The 21,476-nt window shown below is 71.5% G+C and carries 17 protein-coding genes and 2 tRNA genes; 11 read left to right on the forward strand and 8 right to left on the reverse strand.

Translation table 11 applies throughout. The features are described from left to right. Positions 1–23: 23 nt before the first annotated feature. Entirely contained in the window at positions 24–2,582 is a 2,559-nt protein-coding gene (locus ACA514_RS34080) for a tetratricopeptide repeat protein (protein ID WP_375045373.1), read from the reverse strand. A 90-nt stretch (positions 2,583–2,672) separates the two neighbouring features. After that, positions 2,673–3,251 carry a YceI family protein gene (locus ACA514_RS34085; RefSeq protein ID WP_375045374.1) on the reverse strand — a complete coding sequence of 193 codons (579 nt, stop codon included), beginning with the start codon at positions 3,249–3,251 and terminating at the stop codon, positions 2,673–2,675. Between the two features lie 121 nt (positions 3,252–3,372). On the opposite strand from ACA514_RS34085, the gene ACA514_RS34090 reads away from it, so the two are divergent. Both ACA514_RS34090 and alaS read left to right on the forward strand, forming a co-directional pair. Beyond that, positions 3,373–3,759: a winged helix-turn-helix transcriptional regulator gene (locus tag ACA514_RS34090; RefSeq protein WP_375045375.1), complete on the forward strand. Its 387-nt coding sequence runs from the start codon at positions 3,373–3,375 to the stop codon at positions 3,757–3,759. 229 nt (positions 3,760–3,988) lie between these two features. Further along, entirely contained in the window at positions 3,989–6,607 is a 2,619-nt protein-coding gene (alaS, locus tag ACA514_RS34095) for an alanine--tRNA ligase (RefSeq protein WP_375045376.1), read from the forward strand. Positions 6,608–6,649: 42 nt separating this feature from the next. Here the strand turns inward: alaS and ACA514_RS34100 are convergent, their stop codons facing one another. Next, on the reverse strand, positions 6,650–7,690 hold the full coding sequence (locus ACA514_RS34100; RefSeq protein WP_375045377.1) for an NAD(P)-dependent alcohol dehydrogenase: 1,041 nt from the start codon (positions 7,688–7,690) through the stop codon (positions 6,650–6,652). Between the two features lie 407 nt (positions 7,691–8,097). Beyond that, positions 8,098–8,168 (reverse strand) — tRNA-Gly (locus ACA514_RS34105). Positions 8,169–8,329: 161 nt separating this feature from the next. Here ACA514_RS34105 and ACA514_RS34110 point away from each other — a divergent pair. Next, positions 8,330–8,403: transfer RNA gene (locus ACA514_RS34110), tRNA-Pro, on the forward strand. Between the two features lie 284 nt (positions 8,404–8,687). On the opposite strand, the gene ACA514_RS34115 is transcribed toward ACA514_RS34110, so the two are convergent. Both ACA514_RS34115 and ACA514_RS34120 read right to left on the reverse strand, forming a co-directional pair. Then, entirely contained in the window at positions 8,688–8,966 is a 279-nt protein-coding gene (locus ACA514_RS34115; protein ID WP_375045378.1) for a hypothetical protein, read from the reverse strand. A gap of 311 nt (positions 8,967–9,277) precedes the next feature. Beyond that, positions 9,278–10,633 (reverse strand): cytochrome P450, encoded by a 1,356-nt coding sequence (locus ACA514_RS34120; protein WP_375045379.1) that lies wholly within the window; start codon positions 10,631–10,633, stop codon positions 9,278–9,280. A 377-nt stretch (positions 10,634–11,010) separates the two neighbouring features. Between ACA514_RS34120 and ACA514_RS34125 the strand changes: the two genes are divergently transcribed. Further along, on the forward strand, positions 11,011–12,306 hold the full coding sequence (locus ACA514_RS34125; RefSeq protein ID WP_375045380.1) for an amidohydrolase family protein: 1,296 nt from the start codon (positions 11,011–11,013) through the stop codon (positions 12,304–12,306). Positions 12,307–12,450: 144 nt separating this feature from the next. Then, complete coding sequence (locus ACA514_RS34130) at positions 12,451–13,032, forward strand: TetR/AcrR family transcriptional regulator (protein ID WP_375045381.1); 582 nt, start codon at positions 12,451–12,453, stop codon at positions 13,030–13,032. Between the two features lie 16 nt (positions 13,033–13,048). Here the strand turns inward: ACA514_RS34130 and ACA514_RS34135 are convergent, their stop codons facing one another. Further along, entirely contained in the window at positions 13,049–14,245 is a 1,197-nt protein-coding gene (locus ACA514_RS34135; protein ID WP_375045382.1) for a cytochrome P450, read from the reverse strand. Positions 14,246–14,355: 110 nt separating this feature from the next. Here ACA514_RS34135 and ACA514_RS34140 point away from each other — a divergent pair, with 110 nt between their 5' ends. The 6 genes from ACA514_RS34140 to ACA514_RS34165 all read left to right on the forward strand — a co-directional run bounded on the left by ACA514_RS34140 (position 14,356) and on the right by ACA514_RS34165 (position 20,374). Further along, positions 14,356–15,099: an SDR family NAD(P)-dependent oxidoreductase gene (locus ACA514_RS34140; RefSeq protein WP_375045383.1), complete on the forward strand. Its 744-nt coding sequence runs from the start codon at positions 14,356–14,358 to the stop codon at positions 15,097–15,099. Next, a complete protein-coding gene (locus ACA514_RS34145; protein ID WP_375045384.1) occupies positions 15,096–15,866 on the forward strand; it encodes an SDR family NAD(P)-dependent oxidoreductase in 771 nt (256 codons plus the stop codon). Before ACA514_RS34140 ends, ACA514_RS34145 begins: the two co-directional genes overlap by 4 nt. Before the next feature lie 68 nt (positions 15,867–15,934). Further along, positions 15,935–16,768: a TauD/TfdA dioxygenase family protein gene (locus ACA514_RS34150; protein ID WP_375045385.1), complete on the forward strand. Its 834-nt coding sequence runs from the start codon at positions 15,935–15,937 to the stop codon at positions 16,766–16,768. Then, positions 16,768–17,349 carry a nuclear transport factor 2 family protein gene (locus ACA514_RS34155; RefSeq protein WP_375045386.1) on the forward strand — a complete coding sequence of 194 codons (582 nt, stop codon included), beginning with the start codon at positions 16,768–16,770 and terminating at the stop codon, positions 17,347–17,349. Before ACA514_RS34150 ends, ACA514_RS34155 begins: the two co-directional genes overlap by 1 nt. Then, a complete protein-coding gene (locus tag ACA514_RS34160; protein ID WP_375045387.1) occupies positions 17,346–19,355 on the forward strand; it encodes a PKD domain-containing protein in 2,010 nt (669 codons plus the stop codon). The genes ACA514_RS34155 and ACA514_RS34160 overlap by 4 nt, the downstream gene beginning before the upstream one ends. Positions 19,356–19,447: 92 nt before the next feature. Continuing rightward, the gene (locus tag ACA514_RS34165) at positions 19,448–20,374 is read left to right on the forward strand and encodes a TIGR03564 family F420-dependent LLM class oxidoreductase (protein ID WP_375045388.1); all 927 of its coding nucleotides are present in this window, start codon (positions 19,448–19,450) and stop codon (positions 20,372–20,374) included. Between the two features lie 81 nt (positions 20,375–20,455). Here the strand turns inward: ACA514_RS34165 and ACA514_RS34170 are convergent, their stop codons facing one another. Next, positions 20,456–21,370 (reverse strand): alpha/beta hydrolase, encoded by a 915-nt coding sequence (locus tag ACA514_RS34170; RefSeq protein WP_375045389.1) that lies wholly within the window; start codon positions 21,368–21,370, stop codon positions 20,456–20,458. Between the last annotated feature and the right edge of the window lie 106 nt (positions 21,371–21,476).

A 21,476-nucleotide genomic window follows, 5' to 3' on the forward strand; every position in this document is an offset into this window, starting at 1 on the left:
CCCAGTCTCCCGGACGTCCCGCGCTAGTCCCCCGGCGGCTCGGTGCGGCCGAGGACGGCGCGGGCCCGGCTCTCCCCCGCCGCGTTGCCCAAGCTGCGGTACAGGTCGAGGGCCTCGCGGGCGGGCCGCCGCGCCGCCTCGCGGTCCCCCGCGTCCAGCAGGATCTCGGCGAGCGTGCGGCGCCCGCGCGCCTGCCACCAGCGGTCGCCGAGCCCGTCGAACTCCGCGACCGCCAGCCGGACGGTGTCGGCGGCCTCCCGGTGCCGGCCGAGCCGCGCGAGCGCGTTCGCCTCCGAGACGCGGGTGCGCGCGACGCCCCAGACGTCGCCGAGGTCGGCCAGCATGCGGCCCGCGGTCCGGACGAACGTCAGCTCGCGCAGCCCGTTGCGGGGATCGCCGACCTCCCCGGCGGCGCGCAGGCACCGGGCCTCCTCCCACTGCTCGCCGCGCAGCCGGAACGCCTCCGCCGCGCGCTCCAGCGCGGGCGCGGCCAGGCTGTACTTGACCTCGGCGGCCTGGCCGTCGCCGGCCGCGCGCAACGCGCGGGCCTCGGACGCCAGCACCTCGCCGAGCGCGCGCAGCGTCTGCGCCTCCGAGTAGCGGTTGCCATTGCGCTGGAACACCTCCAGCGCGGTCTCCAGCAGGTGGCGGGCCTCCTCGTAGCGGCGCTGCGCGAGCCGCAGCTCGGCGAGGTTGCGGCGGGTGCGCGCCTGCCACCACGCGTCGCCCTCCGCCTCGAACGCGTCGACGGCCTCGATGAGATAGCGCTGGCCCTCGTCCAGGTTGCCCGCTTCCCTGAGGCACATGCCGGTGGACCTCAGCGCGCGCGCCCGCCACCACATCTCCCGGTTGCCGGTGAAGATGCGGAGCGCCTCGGAGGCGTCCTCGTAGGCCAGGTCCACCCGGCCCTGGTTCCCGCGCACCGCCGAACGCTCCAGCAGCGCGATGCCGAGCGAGCGGTCGTCCAGGTGTCCGGCGGCGGTGTGGGTGAGCTCGGCCGCCGCCTTCCACTCCGGCCAGAACACGCGCAGCGAATGGAACAGCGAGCACGCCGCCCGGCCCAGCCGCCACACCAGCGTCCACATCTCGCGCTCGGCGCCCTGCCCGAGCAGCGCGAGCAGCGCCGGACGCTCGCTGGTCAGCCAGCCGACCGCCGAGAACTCCAGATCGGGCACCTGCCCCGAGCCGCGGTGCCAGTCCTGCGGCCACCGGTTCGCCGCCACCCGCTCCGCGCGCTCCCGGTAGCCGTCCAGGACCCGCTCGACGGCCGCGTCCCGCTCCTCCTCGGCGTCCTCCCGCTCGGCCCGCTCCTGCGCGTACAGCCGGACGAGGTCGTGCAGCCGGTAGCGCATCCGGCCCGTCGCGTCCGTCCCCGAGCACTCGGCGAGCTGCGCGTCCACGAGGGCCTCCAGCAGGTCCTCGCCCTCCAGGTCCGACAGGCCGAGCAGCGCGCCCGCCGTCCACGCCTGCACGTCCGGGGCCGCCTGGACGCCGAGGGTCCGCAGCAGCCGGCGCTGCGTCGGGCTGCAGTCGTCGTAGCTGAGCGCCAGGCTCGCCCGGACGCCGTGGTCGATGCCGTGCTCCAGCTCGCCGAGCCGGCGCCGCTCGTCGCGCAGCCGGCCGGCCAGCACCCGCGGCGTCCAGCTCTCGCGCGCCGCGAGCCGGCCGCCGCAGATGCCGATCGCCAGCGGCAGCCGGCCGCACAGCTCGGCGATCTCGGCCGCGGCGTCCGGGTCCGCGCGGATCCGGTCCCGCCCGGCGAGGCGGCCGAGCAGTTCCACCGCGTGCTCCGCGGTGAACTCGCGCAGCCGCCGGTCCACGTCGTTGAGCAGGCCGAGCGGCTGCCGCGAGGTGACCAGCACCGCGCAGCCGCCGCCCGGCGGCAGCAGCGCCCGCACCTGCCCGGCGTCGCGGGCGTTGTCGAGCAGCACCAGCAGCCGCCGCCCGCGCGTCCACGTCCACCACAGCTTCTGCAGCTCGGGCAGCCCGCCGGGGTCGGTCGCCAGCCGCACCCCCAGCGCCTGCAGGAACGCCGGCAGCACGTCCTCCGGGCGGACCCGCGCCCCGGCCGCGCCGCGCAGGTCGAAGTACAGCGCGCCGTCCGGATACGCGTCGGCGATCTCGTGCGCGAACCGCGCCGCGAGCGCCGACTTGCCGACGCCCGCCGGGCCGTGCACCGACACGACCAGCGGCGACGCCGGCGACCCGGACCCCGCGGCGACGGCGCGGCGCAGCTCGGCCAGCGACGCGTCCCGGCCGGTGAAGTGCGCGATCACCGGCGGCAGCTGCGCCGGCGCCACCCCGCCCGCGGCCGGCTCCGGCGCGTCCCGCCCCGCCGGCCCCTGCGCCTGCTGCGCGCCCCACGCCGCGACCCCGGCCAGCAGGGCGACGCCGCCGGTCAGGGCGATCTGCGCCGGGGCGGGCAGGCTGAGCGCGTCCAGCGACGTCGTCACCGCCGTGATCACCGCGGTCAGCCCGCCGACGAGCCAGGGCGCCGCCAGCCGCGCCCGCCGGTCCCCCGGAGCCGGGGCGGCCTCGTCCGGGGCCCGCCGCGTGCGGGCCCCGGACGTCCCGTTCGGCATCCGCGCCCCCTCCGTCCTGTCCCCTCCGATCATGGGACGCCGGGCGCGCGCGGCGGCGGAACCGGCGGGGAACAGGCGGTTAACAGCGGGTTAGTCCGTGCGCAGCACGGCCTCGATCTCCAGGACGATCTCGATCTTCTCGCCGAGGCCGAGCTTGCCGCCCGGCACGGTGGCGGCGTCCCCGACGCCGAACTCCAGCCGGCTGATCTCGCCGGTCGCGGTGAACCCGGCGCGGGCGCCCTTGAACGGGTCGTCCTGCCGGAACACGTCCGGGCCGAACCCCTCGACCACCAGATCCAGCGAGACCGGCTTCGTGACACCGTGCAGGGACAGCTCGCCGTCCAGCACGAACCCGTCGCCGGCGGCGCGCACGCCGGTGGAGCGGAACGTCATCTGCGGGTACTTCTCGACGTCGAGGAAGTCGGCGGACCGGACGTGCTCGTCGCGCTGCGCGTTGCCGGTGTCGACGGACGCCACGTCGATCGTCGCGGTCACCTCCGACCGCAGCGGATCGTCGCCGGTCACGACCGTCCCCTCGAAGGTTCCGAAGCGGCCCCGCACCTTGCTCACCATCAGGTGCCGGACCGTGAACCCGACGCCGGAGTGGAGGGGGTCGATCGTCCAGGTGCCGGCGATGTAGTCCGGGATCTCGACAAGCTCCGCGGTCATCGTGTCTCCTTGGTTATGACCAGTAAGGCGGTTCCTCATCGGAACCGTCTCCATGGTGCGGATCTCCGCGCCACCGGCACAAGAAGGCACTTTTTCCTGCCTCGGTTCCCTGGAGATAACCATGAACGTCAACGAGCACACCGCCGCCGGCTGCCGGGGCCGCGAGATCCTCGAGCGGATCGGCGACAAGTGGTCGCTCCAGGTGATCGCGGTGCTCGGCGGGCGGACCCGCCGGTTCACCGAGCTCAAGCGCGAGATCGAGGGCATCAGCCAGCGCATGCTGACCGTCACGCTGCGCGGCCTGGAGCGCGACGGCATCGTCACCCGGACCGTGTACCCGGTGGTGCCGCCCCGCGTCGACTACACGCTCACCCCGATGGGCGCGACGCTTCTGGACGCCGCCATCACCATGGTCTCCTGGGCCGAGAACCACCTCCGCGAGATCGACGACGCCCGCGCCGCCTACGACGCCCGCAGCGCCGAAACCGAAGCCCTCAAATCCCCCTGAGCCCGCGTGGCGTTCGCTGCGGCGGGGGGCTCAGCGGGATTTGCGGGTGCGGGGCGGGGGGCGGCTCGGTTAGCGTTATAAGGCAGGTGTCCGCGAACGGGAAAGCGTCCGATGGTCTTTCACGAGGTGGGGCGGCGAGCTAGCCGCGCCGAGCTGGGGAACGAGCAGTCGTGCCCGGCCCGGCTCGGCGGTGTGCGCCGTCATCCCATCGACCTCGTGAGGCCGTCCCATGCGCTCTTCTGAGATCCGTTCCACCTTCCTGGACTTCTTCCGGGAACGCGACCACCGCGTCGTCCCGTCCAGCTCGCTGATCCCATCGGATCCGACGCTGCTGCTGACGAACGCGGGCATGAACCAGTTCAAGCCGTACTTCCTCGGCGAGACCGCGCCCGAGCATCCGCGCGCGATGTCCGTGCAGAAATGCGCGCGGACGTCCGACATCGAGAACGTGGGCCGGACGACCCGGCATTCGACGTTCTTCGAGATGCTCGGCAACTTCTCGTTCGGCGACTACTTCAAGGCGGAGGCCGTCGCCTGGGCGTGGGAGCTGTTCACCCGCCATTACGGCCTCGACCCGGAACGCCTCTGGGTCACCGTCTACCTCGACGACGCGGAGGCGGAGGACCTCTGGCGCCGGGTCGGCGTCCCGGCAGAGCGCATCCAGCGGCTCGGAATGGCGGACAACTACTGGTCGATGGGCGTTCCGGGCCCCTGCGGGCCCTCGTCCGAACTGCACTACGACCGCGGCCCGGCGTTCGGGCGCGAGGGCGGGCCCGCCGTGGACGGCGAGCGCTACCAGGAACTCTGGAACCTCGTGTTCATGCAGAACCTGCGCGGCGAAGGGACCGGTAAGGGCGATTACCCGATCCTCGGCGAGCTGCCCGCGAAGAACATCGACACCGGCCTCGGCCTCGACCGGCTCGCGGCGGTCCTCCAGGACGCGGACACCGTTTGCGAGACCGATCTCCTGTCCCCGACGCTCCGGCTCGTCCAGGAACTCGCGGGACGCGAATACCCCGGACGCGACGGCGGCGAGGAGTCCATGTCGTTCCGCGTCGTCACCGAGCACGCGCGGTCCATCGCGTTCCTCATCGCGGACGGCGTCCTGCCCGCGCGCGACGGGCACGGCTACGTGCTGCGCCGCCTCATGCGCCGCGCGATCCGGCACGCGCGCCGGCTCGGCATCGACGATCCCGTCCTGGCGTCCCTGACCGGCAGCGTCATCGGCAACCTCGGCGCGGCGTGGCCGGAGCTGGAACGGCAGTCGGAGCTGATCGAACGGGTCGTCGCGGCGGAGGAGGACGGATTCGAGCGGACGCTGCGGCAGGGCACCCGGCTGCTGGAGTCCGCGATCTCCCGGGCGGACTCCACCCTTTCCGGACAGACCGCCTTCGAGCTGCACGACACCTACGGCTTCCCGATCGACCTGACCCTCGACGCGGCGAAGTCCGCGGGGCTGACCGTCGACGAGGACGCGTTCGCCGAACTGCTGGAGGACCAGCGACGCCGGGCGCAGCAGGCGGGCCGGGACCGCAAGGGCGACGCCGTCGCGCGGCAGGACCTCTACCGGCGCGTCGTGGCCGAACACGGCCGGACCGGCTTCCTCGGCTACTCCTCCACCACCGCGGACACGCGGGTGATCGCGCTCCTCGACGGCACCGGCCTCGTCCCCGTCGCGGGCGAAGGCGACGAACTGGACGTGATCCTCGACCGCAGCCCGTTCTACGCGGAGGGCGGCGGCCAGGTCGGCGACACCGGCACGATCCGCACGCCGGGAGCCGTCATGCAGGTCCTGGACACCCGCTCCGGCATCGACGGCCTGCACGTGCACACCGTCCGGATGGTGGACGGCGAGGTCCGTCCCGGTGACGAGGCGGAGGCGGTCGTGGACGCGGACCGGCGCGCCGCGACCGCCCGGTCGCACAGCGCCACGCACGTCCTGCACGCGATGCTCCGCCGCGTCCTCGGCGACCACGCGGCCCAGCGCGGCTCCCGCGTCGAACCCGGCCGCCTGCGGTTCGACTTCGCGCACTTCTCCGCCGTGCCGGAGATCGGGACCGTCCAGACGCTCGTCAACGAGTACCTGGCGGACGACCCCGAGGTGCGCGTGTGGGAGGCGTCCCGCGCCGGCGCGGAGGCGGCGGGCGCGCTGGCGCTGTTCGGCGAGAAGTACGGCGAGGACGTCCGCATCGTGGACATCGGCGACGCGTCCCGCGAGCTGTGCGGCGGCACCCACGTCGGGCACGGCTCCGCGGCGGGCCCCGTGCACATCGTCGGCGAGTCGTCCATCGGCACCGGGCTGCGCCGCATCGAGGCGCTCACCGGCCTGGACGCCCTGCGGCACTTCGACCACGAACGGGCGCTGCTCGCGGAGCTCGCCGCGCTGCTGAACGTCCGTCCCGACCAGGCGCCCGACCGGCTGCGGCAGCGCCTCGACCTGCTCGCCGACACCCGGCGGGAGCTGGACGCGCTGCGCCGCGCCGACCTCGACGCGCGGGCGCGGACCCTGGCGTCGCAGGCGGAACCGGTGCCCGCCGGCTGGCTCGTCGCGCGGCAGGTCGACGCGATGCCCGCCGCGGACCTGCGCACCCTCGCGTCGGCGGTCGCCTCCTCCGGCGACGGCCGCGGACTGGCCGTCCTTGGCACCGCGTCCGGCGGAAAGGCCCAGCTCGCCGCGGCCGCCGGACCCCGGACCGGCGTGCGGGCGCGCGACCTGCTCACCGACGCGGCGCGCGAGGTCGGCGGCGGCGCGGGCGGCAAGGGCGCCGTCGCGAACGCGGGCGGCCGCCGCCCGGAGCGCCTGGCCGCGGCGATCGCGGTCGCGGCGGCGCACGCCCGGACCCTCTGAGGATCCCCGGGCGCACCGGCGTCCCCGCCGGTGCGCCCGGGTTCACCCGTTCGGCAGGATCACCGCGCGGCCGTTGACCCGGCCCGCGTGCAGCCGCTCGTACGCCTCCGGCGCCTCGTCGATCGAGTACGTCTCGACGTGCACGTCCACGACCCCCGCCCGCGCCAGCTCCAGCACCTCGACCAGCTCGGCGCGGCTCCCCCAGTACGGCGCCCGGACGGACGCGTCGTACGGGAAGATCCCGAACCCCACCTGCGCGACGCCGCCGCCGATCCCGACGATCACCACGTCCGCCTCCACCGCCGCGACCCCGGTCGCCGTCGCCACCGTCGGCCCCACCCCGACGAAGTCGAACACCGCCTGCGCCCCGAGGCCGCCCGTCAGCTCCCGCACCCGCGCGGTCGCCCGCTCGTCCGACAGCACCGTCTCGTGCGCGCCGACCGTCCGGGCCAGCTCCAGCTTGTCCTCCGACACGTCCAGCGCGATCACCCGCGCCGGGCTCAGCGCCCGCAGCACCTGGATCGCCACGTGCCCGAGCCCGCCCGTCCCGATCACCACCGCGGCGCTGCCCGGCACCAGCTTCGGCAGCGACCCCTTGATCGCGTGGTACGGCGTCAGCCCCGCGTCCGTCAGCGGGACGTTGCGCACCGGATCGAGACCGTCCAGCGGCACCAGGTGCCGCGGATCGTCGACCAGCAGGTATTCGGCGATCGCGCCCGGCGCGCCCAGCCCCGGCGGCCGGATGCCCAGCTCGTCCGCCCGCAGGCAGTAGTTCTCCTTGCCCTGCGCGCACATCACGCAGGCCCCGCACCCCCACGGCCCGTACACCGCGACCGACTCCCCGACCGCCACCCCCTCGACGCCGTCCCCGAGCGCCTCCACGATCCCGGCGCCCTCGTGGCCCAGCGTCAGCGGCAGCGGGTACCCCAACTGCTCCGCCGGCCAGCTCATGACCGCGATGTCGGAATGGCACACCCCCGCCGCGGTGACCTTCAGCAGCACCTGCCCCGGACCCGGTTCGGGATCCGGCACGGTCACCACCTCCGGCGCCCCGCCCACCTCGCGATACTGCACCGCTTTCATGCTTCCCCCTCAACGACGGCCGCCGCCCCACGCCGCAGGCATGCCCCGAACGCCCCCGCCCCATCCATCCCACACAAACGCCTCCGGCCCACCGTCCTCGAACGGCCATCACGCCGCTGCGCGGCTGACCCGCCGCGCTGTCCCACACGGCCACCACCCGCAGAGCCCGAGCGGCACAGGCCCCGCCAGCCCGAGCCGGTTCCGCCCGAGCACCAGGCACACCGGCCGAGCACCAAGATCGGAACAGGGCGATCGCAGCGGCACTGGGGGCGTTCAAGGTGGCTCGGGCCAGTGACAAGGGTGACAAGAGCACCCCGAAACGATCGGGCACGAAGGCGAAAGCGATCTTGAGAAAAACCAAGGCCCAGGTGGGGAAACAGGGTTCCTGCCTGGGCCTTCTCAGTGGGAGCGGGCGACGGGAATCGAACCCGCGTAGCCAGTTTGGAAGACTGGGGCTCTACCATTGAGCTACGCCCGCGAGATGGAGGGTGCGGGGCCCTCGATCGCCAACCGTAGCTTACAGGGTGGCAAGGGGCGAACGGGTTTGCGGGCGGTCCGCGGGCGGAATGCCGGGTCGGGCGAGGCGGACGGGCCTGATCGGCACTAGACTTCACGGGTCGCCGGGGACGGCGGCGGTCGCGGGCTGTAGCGCAGTTTGGTAGCGCACTGGCTTTGGGTGCCAGGGGTCGTGGGTTCGAATCCCGCCAGCCCGACCGAATGAGGCCGGCAGATGACGGTTCGCTGGCGCGGAATGTCGTCACGCACGGCGGGCACCATGCGATCGCCCATGACGAGCTCGTCGCACTTTGTTCCAGATGCGCCGGAAGCCCGAGCGCCAGAGCTGACCGCCCCGAGGGACGACGAACACCCGGCCGTCCGGCTCCTCCTCGGCGAACTCGTCCAGGTGCGGGACGATCTCCAGCGGGATGGACGCCACGCGCCGACCGGCCCGGTGCTTGGGCGTGTCCTCCAGGAGCTTGCGCCCGCCGCCACTACTTCACAGGTCGGCCGTGTCTGCCCGCCGGCGGAAGAGGCATACAACGCCTACCCGCTCGCCGGTCATCGCCTTGGCCTCGCAAGCCGACATCCGGTCCATGAGCCACCCTTCGGACTCGATGGCTTCGATCTGCTCTGCGACCCGGCCCATCGGACCCGAGACTCCGCTGTTCGTGATCTGCTCCATCAACTTGGCCACGTAGACCGTGTGGCCTTCGCTGAAGGCTCGAGCGGCATGCTGGGTAGCCTGATCGGCTACCTGCTTCTTGATGAACCCCATGATTCATCCCCCCAGACCAGGCTACGACCGTCACTGGTGGCACGACAGAGGCGGTGAGCAGGCGCTCCAGCCTTCTGATCGGTTACAAGCCTGCTCCGGTACAGGAGTGGTGCAACTTGGCCTGGAAGGGGGCGGGGCTCCCTCGACCCCGGGCGGTTGAGGATGGCGGCGAACGGAATCTGTCAGGGGGCTACGCCGCTCCTGTCGCCTCCAGCAGTTCGTCTCAACCGTCCGCTCTCAGGTTGTTCCAACTCGCGATGCGATCAAGGGCGGCTTGCGGTAGCCGAAAGCGGCTTGAGCCGCTCCGGGGTTCACAGTTGTGCTCTTGCTTTGCGTTTGGTGACGGGGTCGGCCAGGCGCTGTTCGTCGCAGGCGCGCTGCAAGGTGTCGAGGGTTTCGTCGAGGCCCGGGCCGAGTCTGGGGCCCGGGGTGAAGGTCGCCGGTAGGTTGCGCATGCCGTTGATGACGCCGATCGTCTCGTAGTGCACCGCACCATTGGGGTCGCAGACGAAGTCGGGCATGCGGTCGAGCACCTGCGTGAGCATTCGCTTGAAGACGGTGCGGGCGACGTTGGAGCCGATGCAGCGGTGGATGCCGAGGCCGAAGCTGGCGTGTCTGTTGCCCGTGCGGGCCAGGTGGATCGTGTCCGGATCGGGGAACGCGGCCGGGTCGCGGTTCGCCATGGCCCACGACAGCCACAGGCGGTCTCCTTCTTTGAAGCGGGTGCCGGCGACCTCGCAGTCGGCGGAGATCGTGCGCCCGTCCCCGGGAGCGGGGGTGTAGAAGCGGAGGAACTCTTCGGTCGCCGAGTCCAGGAGGGTGTCCCGTTCGTCGTTCAGGCGCTGTCGTTCGGCCGGGTTCTCCGACAGCCATTCCAGTGCGTGGGCCGTCAAGGCGGTGGTGGTGTCGAAGCCGCCGCCGATGAGCAGGGTGAGGACGCCGACGAGTTCGTCGTCGGGCGGGTTCTTGCCGTTGATGTCGGCGTTGATGAGCGCGTCCACCAGCCCGGGGCGTGGGTCGCTGCGGATTTCCGCGAGGGTGGCCATCAGATCCCCGTGCATCTCGATGAGCATCTCCAGGACCCGATGCATCGCGGGTGAGTCCGGCGGGGTGTAGATGGACGCGTGCGCCGGCTCGTTGTACAGGGCCCATTTCTTGAGCGGGATCCCCATCATGGCGAGGGTGAACACGGCGGGGACCACGTTGGCCAGGTCCTCGACGAAGTCGATCCGGCCGTCCTCGATCTTCTCGTCGATGCAGGCGCGGACGACCTCGTCGATCAGCGGGATCCAGCGCTGGACCGCCGCCGGGGACAGGTAGGGGTTGAGGGCCTGCCGGTAGTGGCGCTGCTCGGGCGGGTCCATCTCCAGGAAGCCGCCCTGAGCCGAGAACTCGGAGGTGGGGATGGTGATCCCCTTGTATCCGCGCCGTTCGTTGCGGACGTCGTGGTCGTTGGACAGGTACTCGACCGACCGCGCGGCCAGTTCGAACACCTCGCGGTTGCCGGCGGCCACCCAGTGCCCGCCGTAGGTGTCCGACCAGGCGACGGGACACCGGCCGTGCATCTCCTGGGTGATCGCCTCGAACCGCTGCCGGTACTCGGGCGCGTGCCTGTCGAAGTCGTACCGGTGCTTCATTGAGTCGTCGTCAGGGACCTTCGTGCTCACGTGGGTCTTCTCCTCGATGCCGATCGACGTCCGGTTCAGATCTGGTGGGCCCCGGCGTCCACGCATGCTCTGCTGGAAGGCCGTGGTGCCCTTCGTGGTCCTCGACCGCGATGATGCCGGCCGCCCCTCCTGCACCAGCCGTAGCGCGTGGCCCCCATGCGCGCCGCCCTCTCCGCTACGGGAATGATCGTTCTCAAGCTGGAAGGATGACGCGCCAAGACCTCCTGTACAGGCGTATAGTGCTGGGCCTTGATTTTCGCATAAGAGGCTGATTCTCTCTAGTGAGACGAGGGTTCCGATCGCGATCAGGGGACGGCCATGTCGGCTGGGGCGTCCCGGCGCGCCGCGACCTGCTCGGCTGAGGAAAGGGAGGCGTCATGGACCGGGAGGACATGATCCTCATCAGCGTCGACGACCACATCGTCGAGCCGCCCGACATGTTCGTGAACCACCTGCCGAAGAAGTACCAGGAAGAGGCCCCTCGGCTGGTCCACCAGGACGATGGCAGCGATGTGTGGAAGTTCCGGGAGACCGTCATCCCCAACGTCGCGTTGAATGCGGTGGCGGGGCGTCCGAAGGAGGAGTACGGGCTGGAGCCGCAGGGGCTGGATGAGATCCGGCCGGGTTGTTATGACGTGAACGAGCGGGTCAAGGACATGAACGCCGGGGGGATCCTGGCGTCGATGAACTTTCCGTCGTTCCCGGGGTTCGCGGCGCGGTTGTTCGCCACCGAGGACGCCGACTTCTCCCTGGCCCTGGTGCGGGCCTACAACGACTGGCATATCGATGAGTGGTGCGCGGCGCATCCGGGCCGGTTCATCCCGATGGCGCTGCCGGTGATCTGGGACCCGCAGGCCTGCGCGGCGGAGGTGCGGCGGGTGGCGGCCAAGGGCTGCCACTCGCTGACCTTCAGCGAGAACCCGGCCGCGATGGGCTACCCCAGCTTCCACAGCGACCACTGGGACCCGCTGTGGCAGGCGCTGGTGGACACCGGCACCATCCTGAACGTGCACATCGGCTCCTCGGGCCGGCTGTCGATCCCGGCGGTGGACTCCCCACCCGATGTGATGATCACGCTGCAGCCGATGAACATCGTCCAGGCCGCCGCCGACCTGCTGTGGTCGCGCGTCATCAAGCAGTACCCCGACATCAAGATCGCGCTGTCCGAAGGCGGCACCGGCTGGATCCCCTACTTCATGGAGCGGGTCGACCGGACCTTTGAGATGCACGCGACCTGGACGCTGCAGGACTTCGGCGGCAAACTGCCCAGCGAGGTGTTCCGCGAGCACTTTTTGACCTGCTTCATCAGCGACCCCCTCGGTGTGCGGCTGCGGCACGACATCGGCATCGACAACATCTGCTGGGAAGCCGACTACCCGCACAGCGACTCGATGTGGCCCGGCGCCCCCGAAGAACTCCACACCGTCCTGCAACGCTGCGAGGTACCCGACGACGAGATCAACAAGATGACCCACCAGAACGCCATGCGCTGGTACAACTTCGACCCCTTCCTCCACATCCCCCGCGAACAGGCCACCGTCGGCGCACTCCGCAAAGCCGCAGAAGGACACGACGTCTCCATCCAGTCCCGCAGCCACCGCATCGTCTCTCCGGAGAAGAAGCTGGAGGCCTTCCACTCCCCCTCGACATGGGGCGCGGCCCCTACGCGCTGAGCGTTTTCCCAGGGCGCGGGCGCAGGCAGTTCCGGGACCTGTGCCCGTCGTCTTACTCGCCCGCTCACCGGACGTGACCGGCCGGTCTGCAACAATGCCCATGCAGCGTGAGAGCGAGGTTCGTGCATGGCATCCCCCCGGCGCGTGGGCACCGAGACATCCAAGACGCGGGATCTCATCCTCAACTGCGTCGAACGGTTGATGCTGGAGGCGGGCTACGCCAGCGTCACCTACCGCGCCATCGCCGCCAAGGCGGGGGTCACTCCCGGCCTGGTCCAGTACTACTTCCCGACGCTGGACGAGGTGTTCGTCGCGGCCGTCCGGCGGCGGTCGCAGCAGAACCTGGAGAAGCTGGCCGAGGCGCTGCGCACCCGCGCCGACCAGCCGCTGCACGTCCTGTGGGACTACAGCCGCGAGGAGTCCGCGGCGGCGCTCACCACCGAGTTCCTCGCTCTCGGCAACCACCGCAAGTCGATCCGCGCGGAGATCACCGAGTGGACCGAGCGGGTACGGCGGCTCCAGGTCGAGGCGCTCGACGAGGCGGTCCGCAAGCGGCCCGTCACCCTCGGGCCCCTGTCGCAGGGGACGCTGCTGTTCCTGGTGACCGGCATACCGAAGCTGATCCGGCTGGAGGAGGGCGTGGGCATCGCGTCCGCGCACGCCGAGGTGGTGAAGGAGTTCGAGGAGTTCCTCGACTCGGCGGAGCCGGAGGGCGGGCGCGGCTGAGCGCGCCCACACGGGGTCACCTCTGGCCGATGATCGCGGGCATCGTGTCCCAGCCCCGCACGGTCGTGGTGGGCGAGCGGCGAGCGCCGGCCATGTCGATCTCCCAGTCGGGGAAGCGGTTCAGGATCTCGTCGAGGGCGACGCGTGCTTCCATGCGGGCCAGCGCGGCCCCCAGGCAGTAGTGCGCGCCGTGCCCGAACGTGACGTACGTGCCGATGGTGCGGTGGATGTCGTAGCGGTCGGGGCTCTCGAAGCGGCGCTCGTCGTGGTTGGCCGAGGCGACCATGAGCAGCATCGCCGACCCCGCCGGGACCTTGGTGCCGTGGTACTCCACGTCCTCGGCGACGTAGCGCGCGACGTGCGGGCCGGGTGGTTCGTAGCGCAGTAGCTCCTCGATCGCGTTGGGGATGAGTGACCGGTCGGCGGCCAGTTCGCGGCGCTGGCCGGGGTGCTCGGCCAGGACCTTGCCCATCCAGCCGAACAGGCGCCCGGTGGTCTCGACGCCGGCGCCGGCGATCACCGTCAGGAACGTCACGATCTCGTCCTTCGACAGCTTGCGGACGGTGCCGTCGACGTCCTCGAACTCGACGCCGAGCAGTTCGGTGATGAGGTCGTCGGAGGGGTTCTTCTCCCGCCACGCCACGTATTCGGCGTACATGCCGCCGTCGAAGTACTGCTCCTTGTTGATCGGCAGCGGCCGGCCGGGTTCGTTGCGCAGGTTGCGCTGGGCGTGGTCGCGGACCTTCGGCTGCTCGGCGTCGGGAATGCCGACCAGCATGCCGATGGCCCGCATGGGCAGCTCGTCCCCGAGATCGGTCACGAAGTCAAATCTGTCCGAGCCGGTGAACGGTTCGAGGCATGCGACGCAGAATGCGCGCACCTTCTCCTCCACCATTCTCATCCGCCGCGGTGTGAAAGCTCGCGAGACCAGGGCGCGGTGGACGGTGTGCTGCGGCGGGTCCTCGTGGATGAACACCCCGGGCGGCATGACCGGATCGGCCTTGACGACCTCGAGGATGTCGCCCTTGGCCGAGCTGAGCCGCTTGACGTCCTTCAGGGCGGCGTCGACGTCCGCGAAGCGGCTCAGTCCCCAGAAGTCGTGGCGTTCGTTGTAGTACAGCGGCGCCTCGTCCCGCAGCCGCCGGTAGGTGGGGTACGGGTCGCGGTCGATGTCGACGTCGTAGGGGTCGTAGTACAGGCCGTCGTCGCTCACTGTTTCTCCCTCGAGCCGGTGTTGTACGGTCGTATAGTCTCTTGCTATACATTCGTATAGCACACGCGTTTCGGCTCGGAAAGGGCCGGCCGTGGAAACGGAGGAACGACGTGAGTCGTACAGCGGTGGTGACCGGCGGCGCCTCCGGGCTGGGGCGGGCGATCTGCCAGCACCTCGCCCGCCAGGACCGGCCCGTCGCCGTCCTCGACCTCGACGGCGACGCCGCCGAACGCCTGGCCGGCGAACTGCGCGGGAAGAAGCACCGGGCGGTCGCCGTCCAGGTCGACGTGGCGGACCGGGTCGCGGTCGACAAGGCCTTCGACGAGGTGCGCGCCGCGCTGGGATCGGTCGGGATCCTGGTCACCAGCGCGGCCGTCTCCGGATTCCTGCCCTTCGAGCAGGTCACCTCCGGCGACTGGACCCGCACGATCGCCGTCAATCTCACCGGGACCTTCAACTGCCTGCAGTCGGCGATCCCCGACATGACGGCCGAGAGCTGGGGCCGGATCGTCACCATCTCCTCGGCGGCGGGCCAGACCGGCTCGCTGCGCCAGGCGCACTACGCGGCGTCCAAGGGCGGCGTTATCGCCCTGACCAAGACGGTCGCGCTGGAGTACGCAGCCAAAGGGATCACCGCGAACACGATCCCGCCGTTCACGGTCGACACGCCGCTGCTGCGCGCCGCGCAGAAGTCCAAGCTGCTGCCGGGCTCCGAGGTGCTGGCCCGCATGATCCCGGCGCGGCGGCTCGGCACCGGCGACGACATCGCGGCGATGTGCGCGTTCCTGTGCTCGGACGAGGCCGGTTACATCACCGGCCAGGTCATCGGGGTCAACGGAGGTGCAGTGACATGAGCGACCGGTTCTCCCTGGACGGCCGGGTGGCCGTCATCACCGGCGGCGGCACCGGGATCGGCCGCGGCACGGCGCTGGTGCTCGCCGAGCACGGCGCCGACGTCGTGCTGGCGGCGCGCCGTCCGGAACCGTTGGAAACCACCGCGAAGGAGATCCGGGCGCTGGGGAGGCGTGCCCTCGCCGTGCCGACCGACGTCAGCGACCCCGACCAATGCCGGCGGCTCGTCGACATCACCCTTCGCGAGATGGGTCGGCTCGACATCCTCGTCAACAACGCGGGCGGCGCAAAGACCAAGTCGCCGATGAAATGGACCGACGAGGAGTGGCAGCACGTCCTGGCGCTCAACCTCGGCAGCGTGTTCTTCCTGTCGCGGGCCGCCGCCGAGCCGATGCTCGCCCAGGGCAAGGGCGCGATCGTGAACATTTCCTCAGGAGCGAGCCTGCTCGCCATGCCCCAGGCCGCGCCGTACGGCGCGGCGAAGGCAGGGGTGAACAACCTCACCGGCTCGCTGGCTGCGGCCTGGACCCGCAAGGGCGTCCGCGTGAACGCCATCGCCGTGGGAGCCGTCCGGGCGGCGACGCTGCTGGACGAGGCGGAACGGCACGGCCTGGACCCCGAGGCCATCGCGATGACCAACGGCTCGGGCCGCCTCGGCGAACCCGACGAGATCGGCTACGGCGTCCTGTTCCTCGCCTCCGACGCCTCCAGCTTCTGCTCGGGCCAGACCCTTTACGTCCATGGGGGCCCGGGCATGGCCGGCGTCTGACGAGAGGCTTGCTCTCTTGAACGGCGGAATACATTCTTATACGGTCGTACAACAACCTTGGAGGTGCGATGACCGCTGCGTTCGCCCCGCTCAACCCGTTCGGCATGGAGATCACCGGCGCGTCCGGCGAGGCGCTGGTACATCGGAAGGCCGCGGACCGGTGCCTGGAGCTGCTCGCCGAGCACGGTGTGGTGATCTACCGCGAGCTCGACATCGGCGACGACGACCTCGTCGCGTTCACCCGCCTCCTCGGCGAACCCGAGGTCGCCAGGACCAGCGAGCACCGCCGTCCCGAGATCGACACGATCACCCTCGACCCGGCGAAGACCAACGCCACCCTCGCGGGCTACCGGCGCGGGAACTTCCACTGGCACATCGACGGCGCCACCATCCAGATCCCGCAGAAGGCCACGCTGCTCACCGCCCGCGAGGTCGATCCGGCCGGCGGCGACACCGAGTTCGCCAGCACCTTCCTCGCCTACCAGGCCCTGCCCGAGGCGGAGAAGGCACGCCTCGACGGGCTCACGGTGGTGCACAGCTTCGCCGCCGCGCAACTGCGCGCCAACCCCGACCCCTCCGAGAAGGAACGCGCCGCCTGGGACCGCGTGCCGTCCCGCACCCACCCGCTGGTCTGGACGCGCGGCAACGGACGCAAGTCCTTGCTCGTCGGCGCCACCGCAGGCGAGGTCGTGGAGCTGCCAGGCGAAGAAGGCCGGGCACTGCTGGAACGCCTGCTGGAATGGGCGACCCAGCCGCAGTTCGTCATACGCCACCAGTGGCGGCGCGGCGACCTGGTCATCTGGGACAACACCGGAATGCTGCACCGCGCCCTGCCGTTCGAGCCCACATCCCGGCGGCTGATGCACCGCACCACCCTCGTCGGCGAAGAGGCGGTGGCCTGATGACCGACGACTTGGAAGCGCTGCGGCGCGACGTGCGGTACCTCAAGGACCGCGCCGAGATCCTCGACTGCATCGCCCGCCACGCGCGCGGCTGCGACCGCCACGACGACGCCCTCATCACCAGCGCCTACCACCCCGACGCCACCGACGAGCACGGCTTCACCACCAACTCCGGCACCGACTATGCCGAGTGGGCCAACCCCGCGCACGCCGCGACCTCGCACGCCCACCTGCACAACATCACCACGCACTCGTGTGACATCGACGGCGACACCGCCCACTGCGAGAGCTACTCGCTCGTCGTCCTGCTCGGCAAGGACGGGCGCACCGCCCAGATCATCAACGGCCGCTACCTCGACCGCCTCGAACGCCGCGACGGCCGCTGGCGCATCGCGCTGCGCCGCTCCACCGTCGAAGCCATGTTCACCGCGGACGCCTCCGTCCTGAAATCCCCCTTCTTCACCGACCAGGGCTACCTGAAGGGGACGCGCGACACCGGCGACCTGTCCTACCAGCGCCCGCTGACCCTGGAGCAGACCGGATCCCGCTGGTCGTCCACGGCCCCGGCGAGCTCCCGATGATCGGGCTTCGCGCGCTCGCCGTAGGCGGTTCCGTCCTGCTCAGCGCGGTGATGGTGCCGGGCACGCCGGCATCGGCCGCGCCGTCTCCGCAGTGCGCCCAGCCGCAGCCCAACGGCCCGATGCAGGTCACCGCCGACTGCGTCGACCCGCTCTACGGCCATCCCGTCATCGACGGCGAGAAGGACCTGACCACCCCGGTGCCGCATCACCAGGTGTCCGGGCATTTCGGGGGCACCAGCGTCAAGTTCAACCTCTACCTCCCGCAGGCGAGCCGCTGGGACGGCAGGTTCTTCCAGCTCGTCTATCCGCTGCAGAACGAGAACGCCGACCCCCCGTCCATCGCCTTCGGGGCCGACAGCGGCGCCTACACCGTGCAGACCTCGGGCACCTCGGGCTACCGCGCCGACGCTGCCGCCGCCAAGTTCTCCCGCACGGTCGCCGCGAAGTACTACCGCTCGTCCCGCCGGATCCACGGCTACATCTACGGCGGCAGCGGCGGCTCGTACATGACGATCGGCGCGATGGAGAACACCACCGGCGTGTGGGACGGCGCGGTGCCGTTCATCCCCGGGGTCCCGACGTCGATCCCGAACAACTTCTTCGTCCGCGCCTTCGCCCGGCTGGTGCTGCTCGGCAAGGCACCGCGGATCGCCGACGCGGTGCGCCCCGGCGGATCCGGCGACCCGTACGCCGGTCTCACCGGCGCAGAGAAGGCGGTGCTGCGCGAGGTCACCCGGATGGGCATCCCGCTGCGGGCCTGGGAGAACTACTCCTACGTGCTCGGGCTGGACGATGCGCAAGGACTGCTCGGCTTCGCCGGCACCGTCCGCGCCATGGACCCGACCTACGCCGACGACTTCTGGAGCAAGCCCGGCTACCTCGGCACCGAGCGGTCACCGCTGGGCGACCTGGTCCGCGCCGCCCGGATCGACCAGACCGCCGCCATCACCCGAGTAGAGCGCGACGCCCACAACGTCCCGACCAAGATCACCCTCGACCGCGCAGCCGCGGACCCGAAGAAGACCGGCTTCGACTTCACCGCCTACCGCGCCGACGGCACCGCGATCGGCGCACTCACCGGCTCACTCGACCCCGCCACCAAGACCTTCACCATCGGCACGGGCAACTCGTCCGAGACGCTCGACGCCATCAGCGCGGGCGGCAAGCTGCGCATCGACAACCGCTGGAACCTGGCGCTGCTGACCTACCACCGCCACCAGGTCCCCGCACGGCCCGGCTTCGCCGCCTGGGACCAGTTCCGCGACCCCGCCGGCGAACCGATCTATCCGCAGCGCGCCCTCGAGGTCGGCCCCGTCATCTCCGGCCAGGTCAGCGGCGGCGGCACCCACACCGGAAAGATCACCGGCAAGGTCATCGAGGTCGCGAACCTCCTCGACACCGACGCCTTCCCCTGGGACGCCGACTGGTACGCCCAGCAGGTGAAGCAGGCCCTGGGAAGCCGCTACGACGACGGCTTCCGCGTCTGGTACAACGACAACGCCGACCACATCGGCGCCCACGAGACCAATCTGCTCGACTACACCGGCATCCTCCAGCAGGCCCTCCGCGACGTCAGCGCCTGGGCCGAAAAGGGCGTGCCGCCCCCGCGCTCGACCCGCTACGACGTCACCGGCGGCCAGGTCACCGTGCCCGCGACCGCGGCCCGACGGCACGGCGTCCAACCCGTCGTCACCCTGACCGCCGACGGCCGTCACCGGATCGACGTCCCCGCCGGAAGGCCGGTCACCTTCACCGCCACCATCCAGACCCCGCCCGGCACCGGGAAGATCGTCTCCACCGGATGGGACTTCACCGGCGCCGGGACGTTCACGTCCTCGGCCTTCGGGCCTCCCCGCGCCGACGTGCGCGTCCGCCAGACCCACACCTACCGCGAACCCGGCACCTACTACCCGGCCCTGCGCGCGACCGCCCAGCGCGACGGCGACACCGCCACCCCCTTCGCCACGATCCCCGACCTCGGACGCGTCCGCGTCGTCGTCCACTGACCGAGGCGTCCCGAACCCGCGATGACCACGAGTGCCTCGCCCCGCCCGGCCGAAACCTTCCGCGCGGGGCGCACCGGCAAGGAGGGACCCCCATGCGCATCGGCCTGACCGGCGGCGCGTCGACCCCCGACAAGATCGTCCAGCAGGCGCGGCGGGCCGAGGCCGACGGCTTCTCCTCGCTCTGGTACGCGAGCATCGTGACCGGCGACCCGCTGACCCCCATGGCCCTCGCCGGACGCGAGACCTCGACGATCGAACTCGGCACCGCCGTCCTGCAGACCTACCCCTGCCATCCGCTGCTGCAGGCGAACCGCGCCGCCTCGGCCGCCGCCACGATGGGCCGCCCGGGCCTGACGCTCGGCATCGGCCCCTCCCACGAGTCCGTTGTCCGCGGCGTGTACGGCATGTCCTACGACCGTCCGGGCCGAAATGCCGAGGAGTACACCCGGATCCTCACGGCACTTTTTCGCGGCCAGGTCGTGGACTTCGACGGCGAGGACTGGACGGCCCACAGCGCCGGCAGCATGGTCGCCCTCCCCCACCCCGTCCCCGTCCTGCTGTCGGCCCTGTCGCCCAGGCTGCTGCGCGTCGCGGGCCAGTACGCCGACGGCGCCGTGCTGTGGATGGCGCCGGCCAAGGCGATCGACGGCCACATCGCGCCCCGCATCCGCGCCGCGGCCGCCGATGCGGGGCGGCCCGCGCCCCGCATCGTCGCCGGGCTCCCCGTCGCCGTCCACGACGACGTCACCGAAGCCCGCAACGCGGTCGCCGCGACGGCCGGCGCCTACGCCGGCATGCCCAACTACCAGCGCATCCTCGAACTCGGCGGCGCCGCGTCCCCCGCCGACGCCGCCATCGTCGGCAACGAGTCCTCGGTACGCGCCCAACTGCAATCCCTCCTGGACGCCGGAGCCACCGACATCTGGGCCAACATCGTCCGCGCCGGCACCGACCCCGCCGCCTCGGCCCGCCGCACCCGAGCCCTCCTCAGCGAACTCGCCACCGAGCCCAACGCATAAGGCTCAGGCCGGGGCGTCCGCTCGGGTCGCGTGAGGGTCGCGCTCGACCGGGAGCGGCGGAGACGCGGCGGCCGCCATGCCTCAGGAATCGGCCGGCGGCTGATCCAGCAGGTGGCGGCGCAGGAAGGACAGTTCGGCCGCGACGGCCTGCTCGTGTCCGCTCAGGAACGGCTGGTAGTGCCCGCCCGGCACCGTGACGAGCTCGCCGCGGGGGGCGCTGCCGGCCGCGGCGACGGACGGCGCGACGAGCGCCGACCGGTCCTGGTCGCAGACCAGGACCAGCAGCGGGCAGGTGATCCGGGACGCGCGGCGGCCGGGCCGGTAGAAGCCGAGGCTCAGCGCGAAGCGGGCGGCGGCCGCCTGGTGCCAGTCCGGGTACCGGTTGTCGGGGTTGAGCGCCTTGTCGGTATCAAGCGCGTCGGGCGTGGTGAGGAACGCGACGGTACCCGGCTCGCCGTTGAGGGGAACCAGCAGCGGCGGCCGGCCGACCAGACCGCCGAGGGCGTCGAGGACGCCCCGGCCCGTCAGGCGCAGCATGGCCGGCGGCGTCTGGTGTCGCGCGGCGTTGCGGACGATGGCCTGGCAATCGGCGTTCGGCGTCTGCGCGATCGCCGCGGCGACCCGCCGGTCGCGCGCCGCCATGTGCAGGACGTGACCGCCCGACAGCGAGAATCCCCAGAGCGCCACCTTGCCCGGATCGACTCCCGGCAGCGTCGCCGCGAACCCGATCGCGGCCTGCCAGTCGGCGAGCTCGTCCTTGATGCGCACCACCTGACGCGGCCTGCCGCCGCTGTCCCCGAGACGGCGATGGTCGAAGGCGAGGACGGTGAACCCCGCATCGGCGAAGCGCTTCGCGAACGGATCGGTGCCCGGCCCCTTGGTCACCGCGAACCCGCCCGCCATGACCACGCAGCCGCCGTTCGTGCCCGGATAGTGCCAGGCGCCGCACTCGACGTCGCCACTGGCGAAGCGGATCTTCTCTCGATTCACGGACATCTGCGTGCTCCCGTCTCCGGTGGTCGGGCGACCCCTATGGTGAGGCACCCCTCCGGTTCATTCCGACGGTACCACGAACATGAGGCATGCCTCACGTAGGTATTCT

It is taken from the genome of Actinomadura sp. NTSP31 (assembly GCF_041951385.1).
Lineage (GTDB): Bacteria > Actinomycetota > Actinomycetes > Streptosporangiales > Streptosporangiaceae > Spirillospora > Spirillospora napierensis.

Coding starts and splice junctions, on each gene's coding strand:
- ACA514_RS34080 (WP_375045373.1), bottom strand. CDS start 2,582: ATGCCGAACGGGACGTCCGGGGCCCGCACGCGGCGGGCCCCGGACGAG.
- ACA514_RS34085 (WP_375045374.1), bottom strand. CDS start 3,251: ATGACCGCGGAGCTTGTCGAGATCCCGGACTACATCGCCGGCACCTGG.
- ACA514_RS34090 (WP_375045375.1), top strand. CDS start 3,373: ATGAACGTCAACGAGCACACCGCCGCCGGCTGCCGGGGCCGCGAGATC.
- alaS (WP_375045376.1), top strand. CDS start 3,989: ATGCGCTCTTCTGAGATCCGTTCCACCTTCCTGGACTTCTTCCGGGAA.
- ACA514_RS34100 (WP_375045377.1), bottom strand. CDS start 7,690: ATGAAAGCGGTGCAGTATCGCGAGGTGGGCGGGGCGCCGGAGGTGGTG.
- ACA514_RS34115 (WP_375045378.1), bottom strand. CDS start 8,966: ATGGGGTTCATCAAGAAGCAGGTAGCCGATCAGGCTACCCAGCATGCC.
- ACA514_RS34125 (WP_375045380.1), top strand. CDS start 11,011: ATGGACCGGGAGGACATGATCCTCATCAGCGTCGACGACCACATCGTC.
- ACA514_RS34145 (WP_375045384.1), top strand. CDS start 15,096: ATGAGCGACCGGTTCTCCCTGGACGGCCGGGTGGCCGTCATCACCGGC.
- ACA514_RS34150 (WP_375045385.1), top strand. CDS start 15,935: ATGACCGCTGCGTTCGCCCCGCTCAACCCGTTCGGCATGGAGATCACC.
- ACA514_RS34155 (WP_375045386.1), top strand. CDS start 16,768: ATGACCGACGACTTGGAAGCGCTGCGGCGCGACGTGCGGTACCTCAAG.
- ACA514_RS34160 (WP_375045387.1), top strand. CDS start 17,346: ATGATCGGGCTTCGCGCGCTCGCCGTAGGCGGTTCCGTCCTGCTCAGC.
- ACA514_RS34165 (WP_375045388.1), top strand. CDS start 19,448: ATGCGCATCGGCCTGACCGGCGGCGCGTCGACCCCCGACAAGATCGTC.
- ACA514_RS34170 (WP_375045389.1), bottom strand. CDS start 21,370: ATGTCCGTGAATCGAGAGAAGATCCGCTTCGCCAGTGGCGACGTCGAG.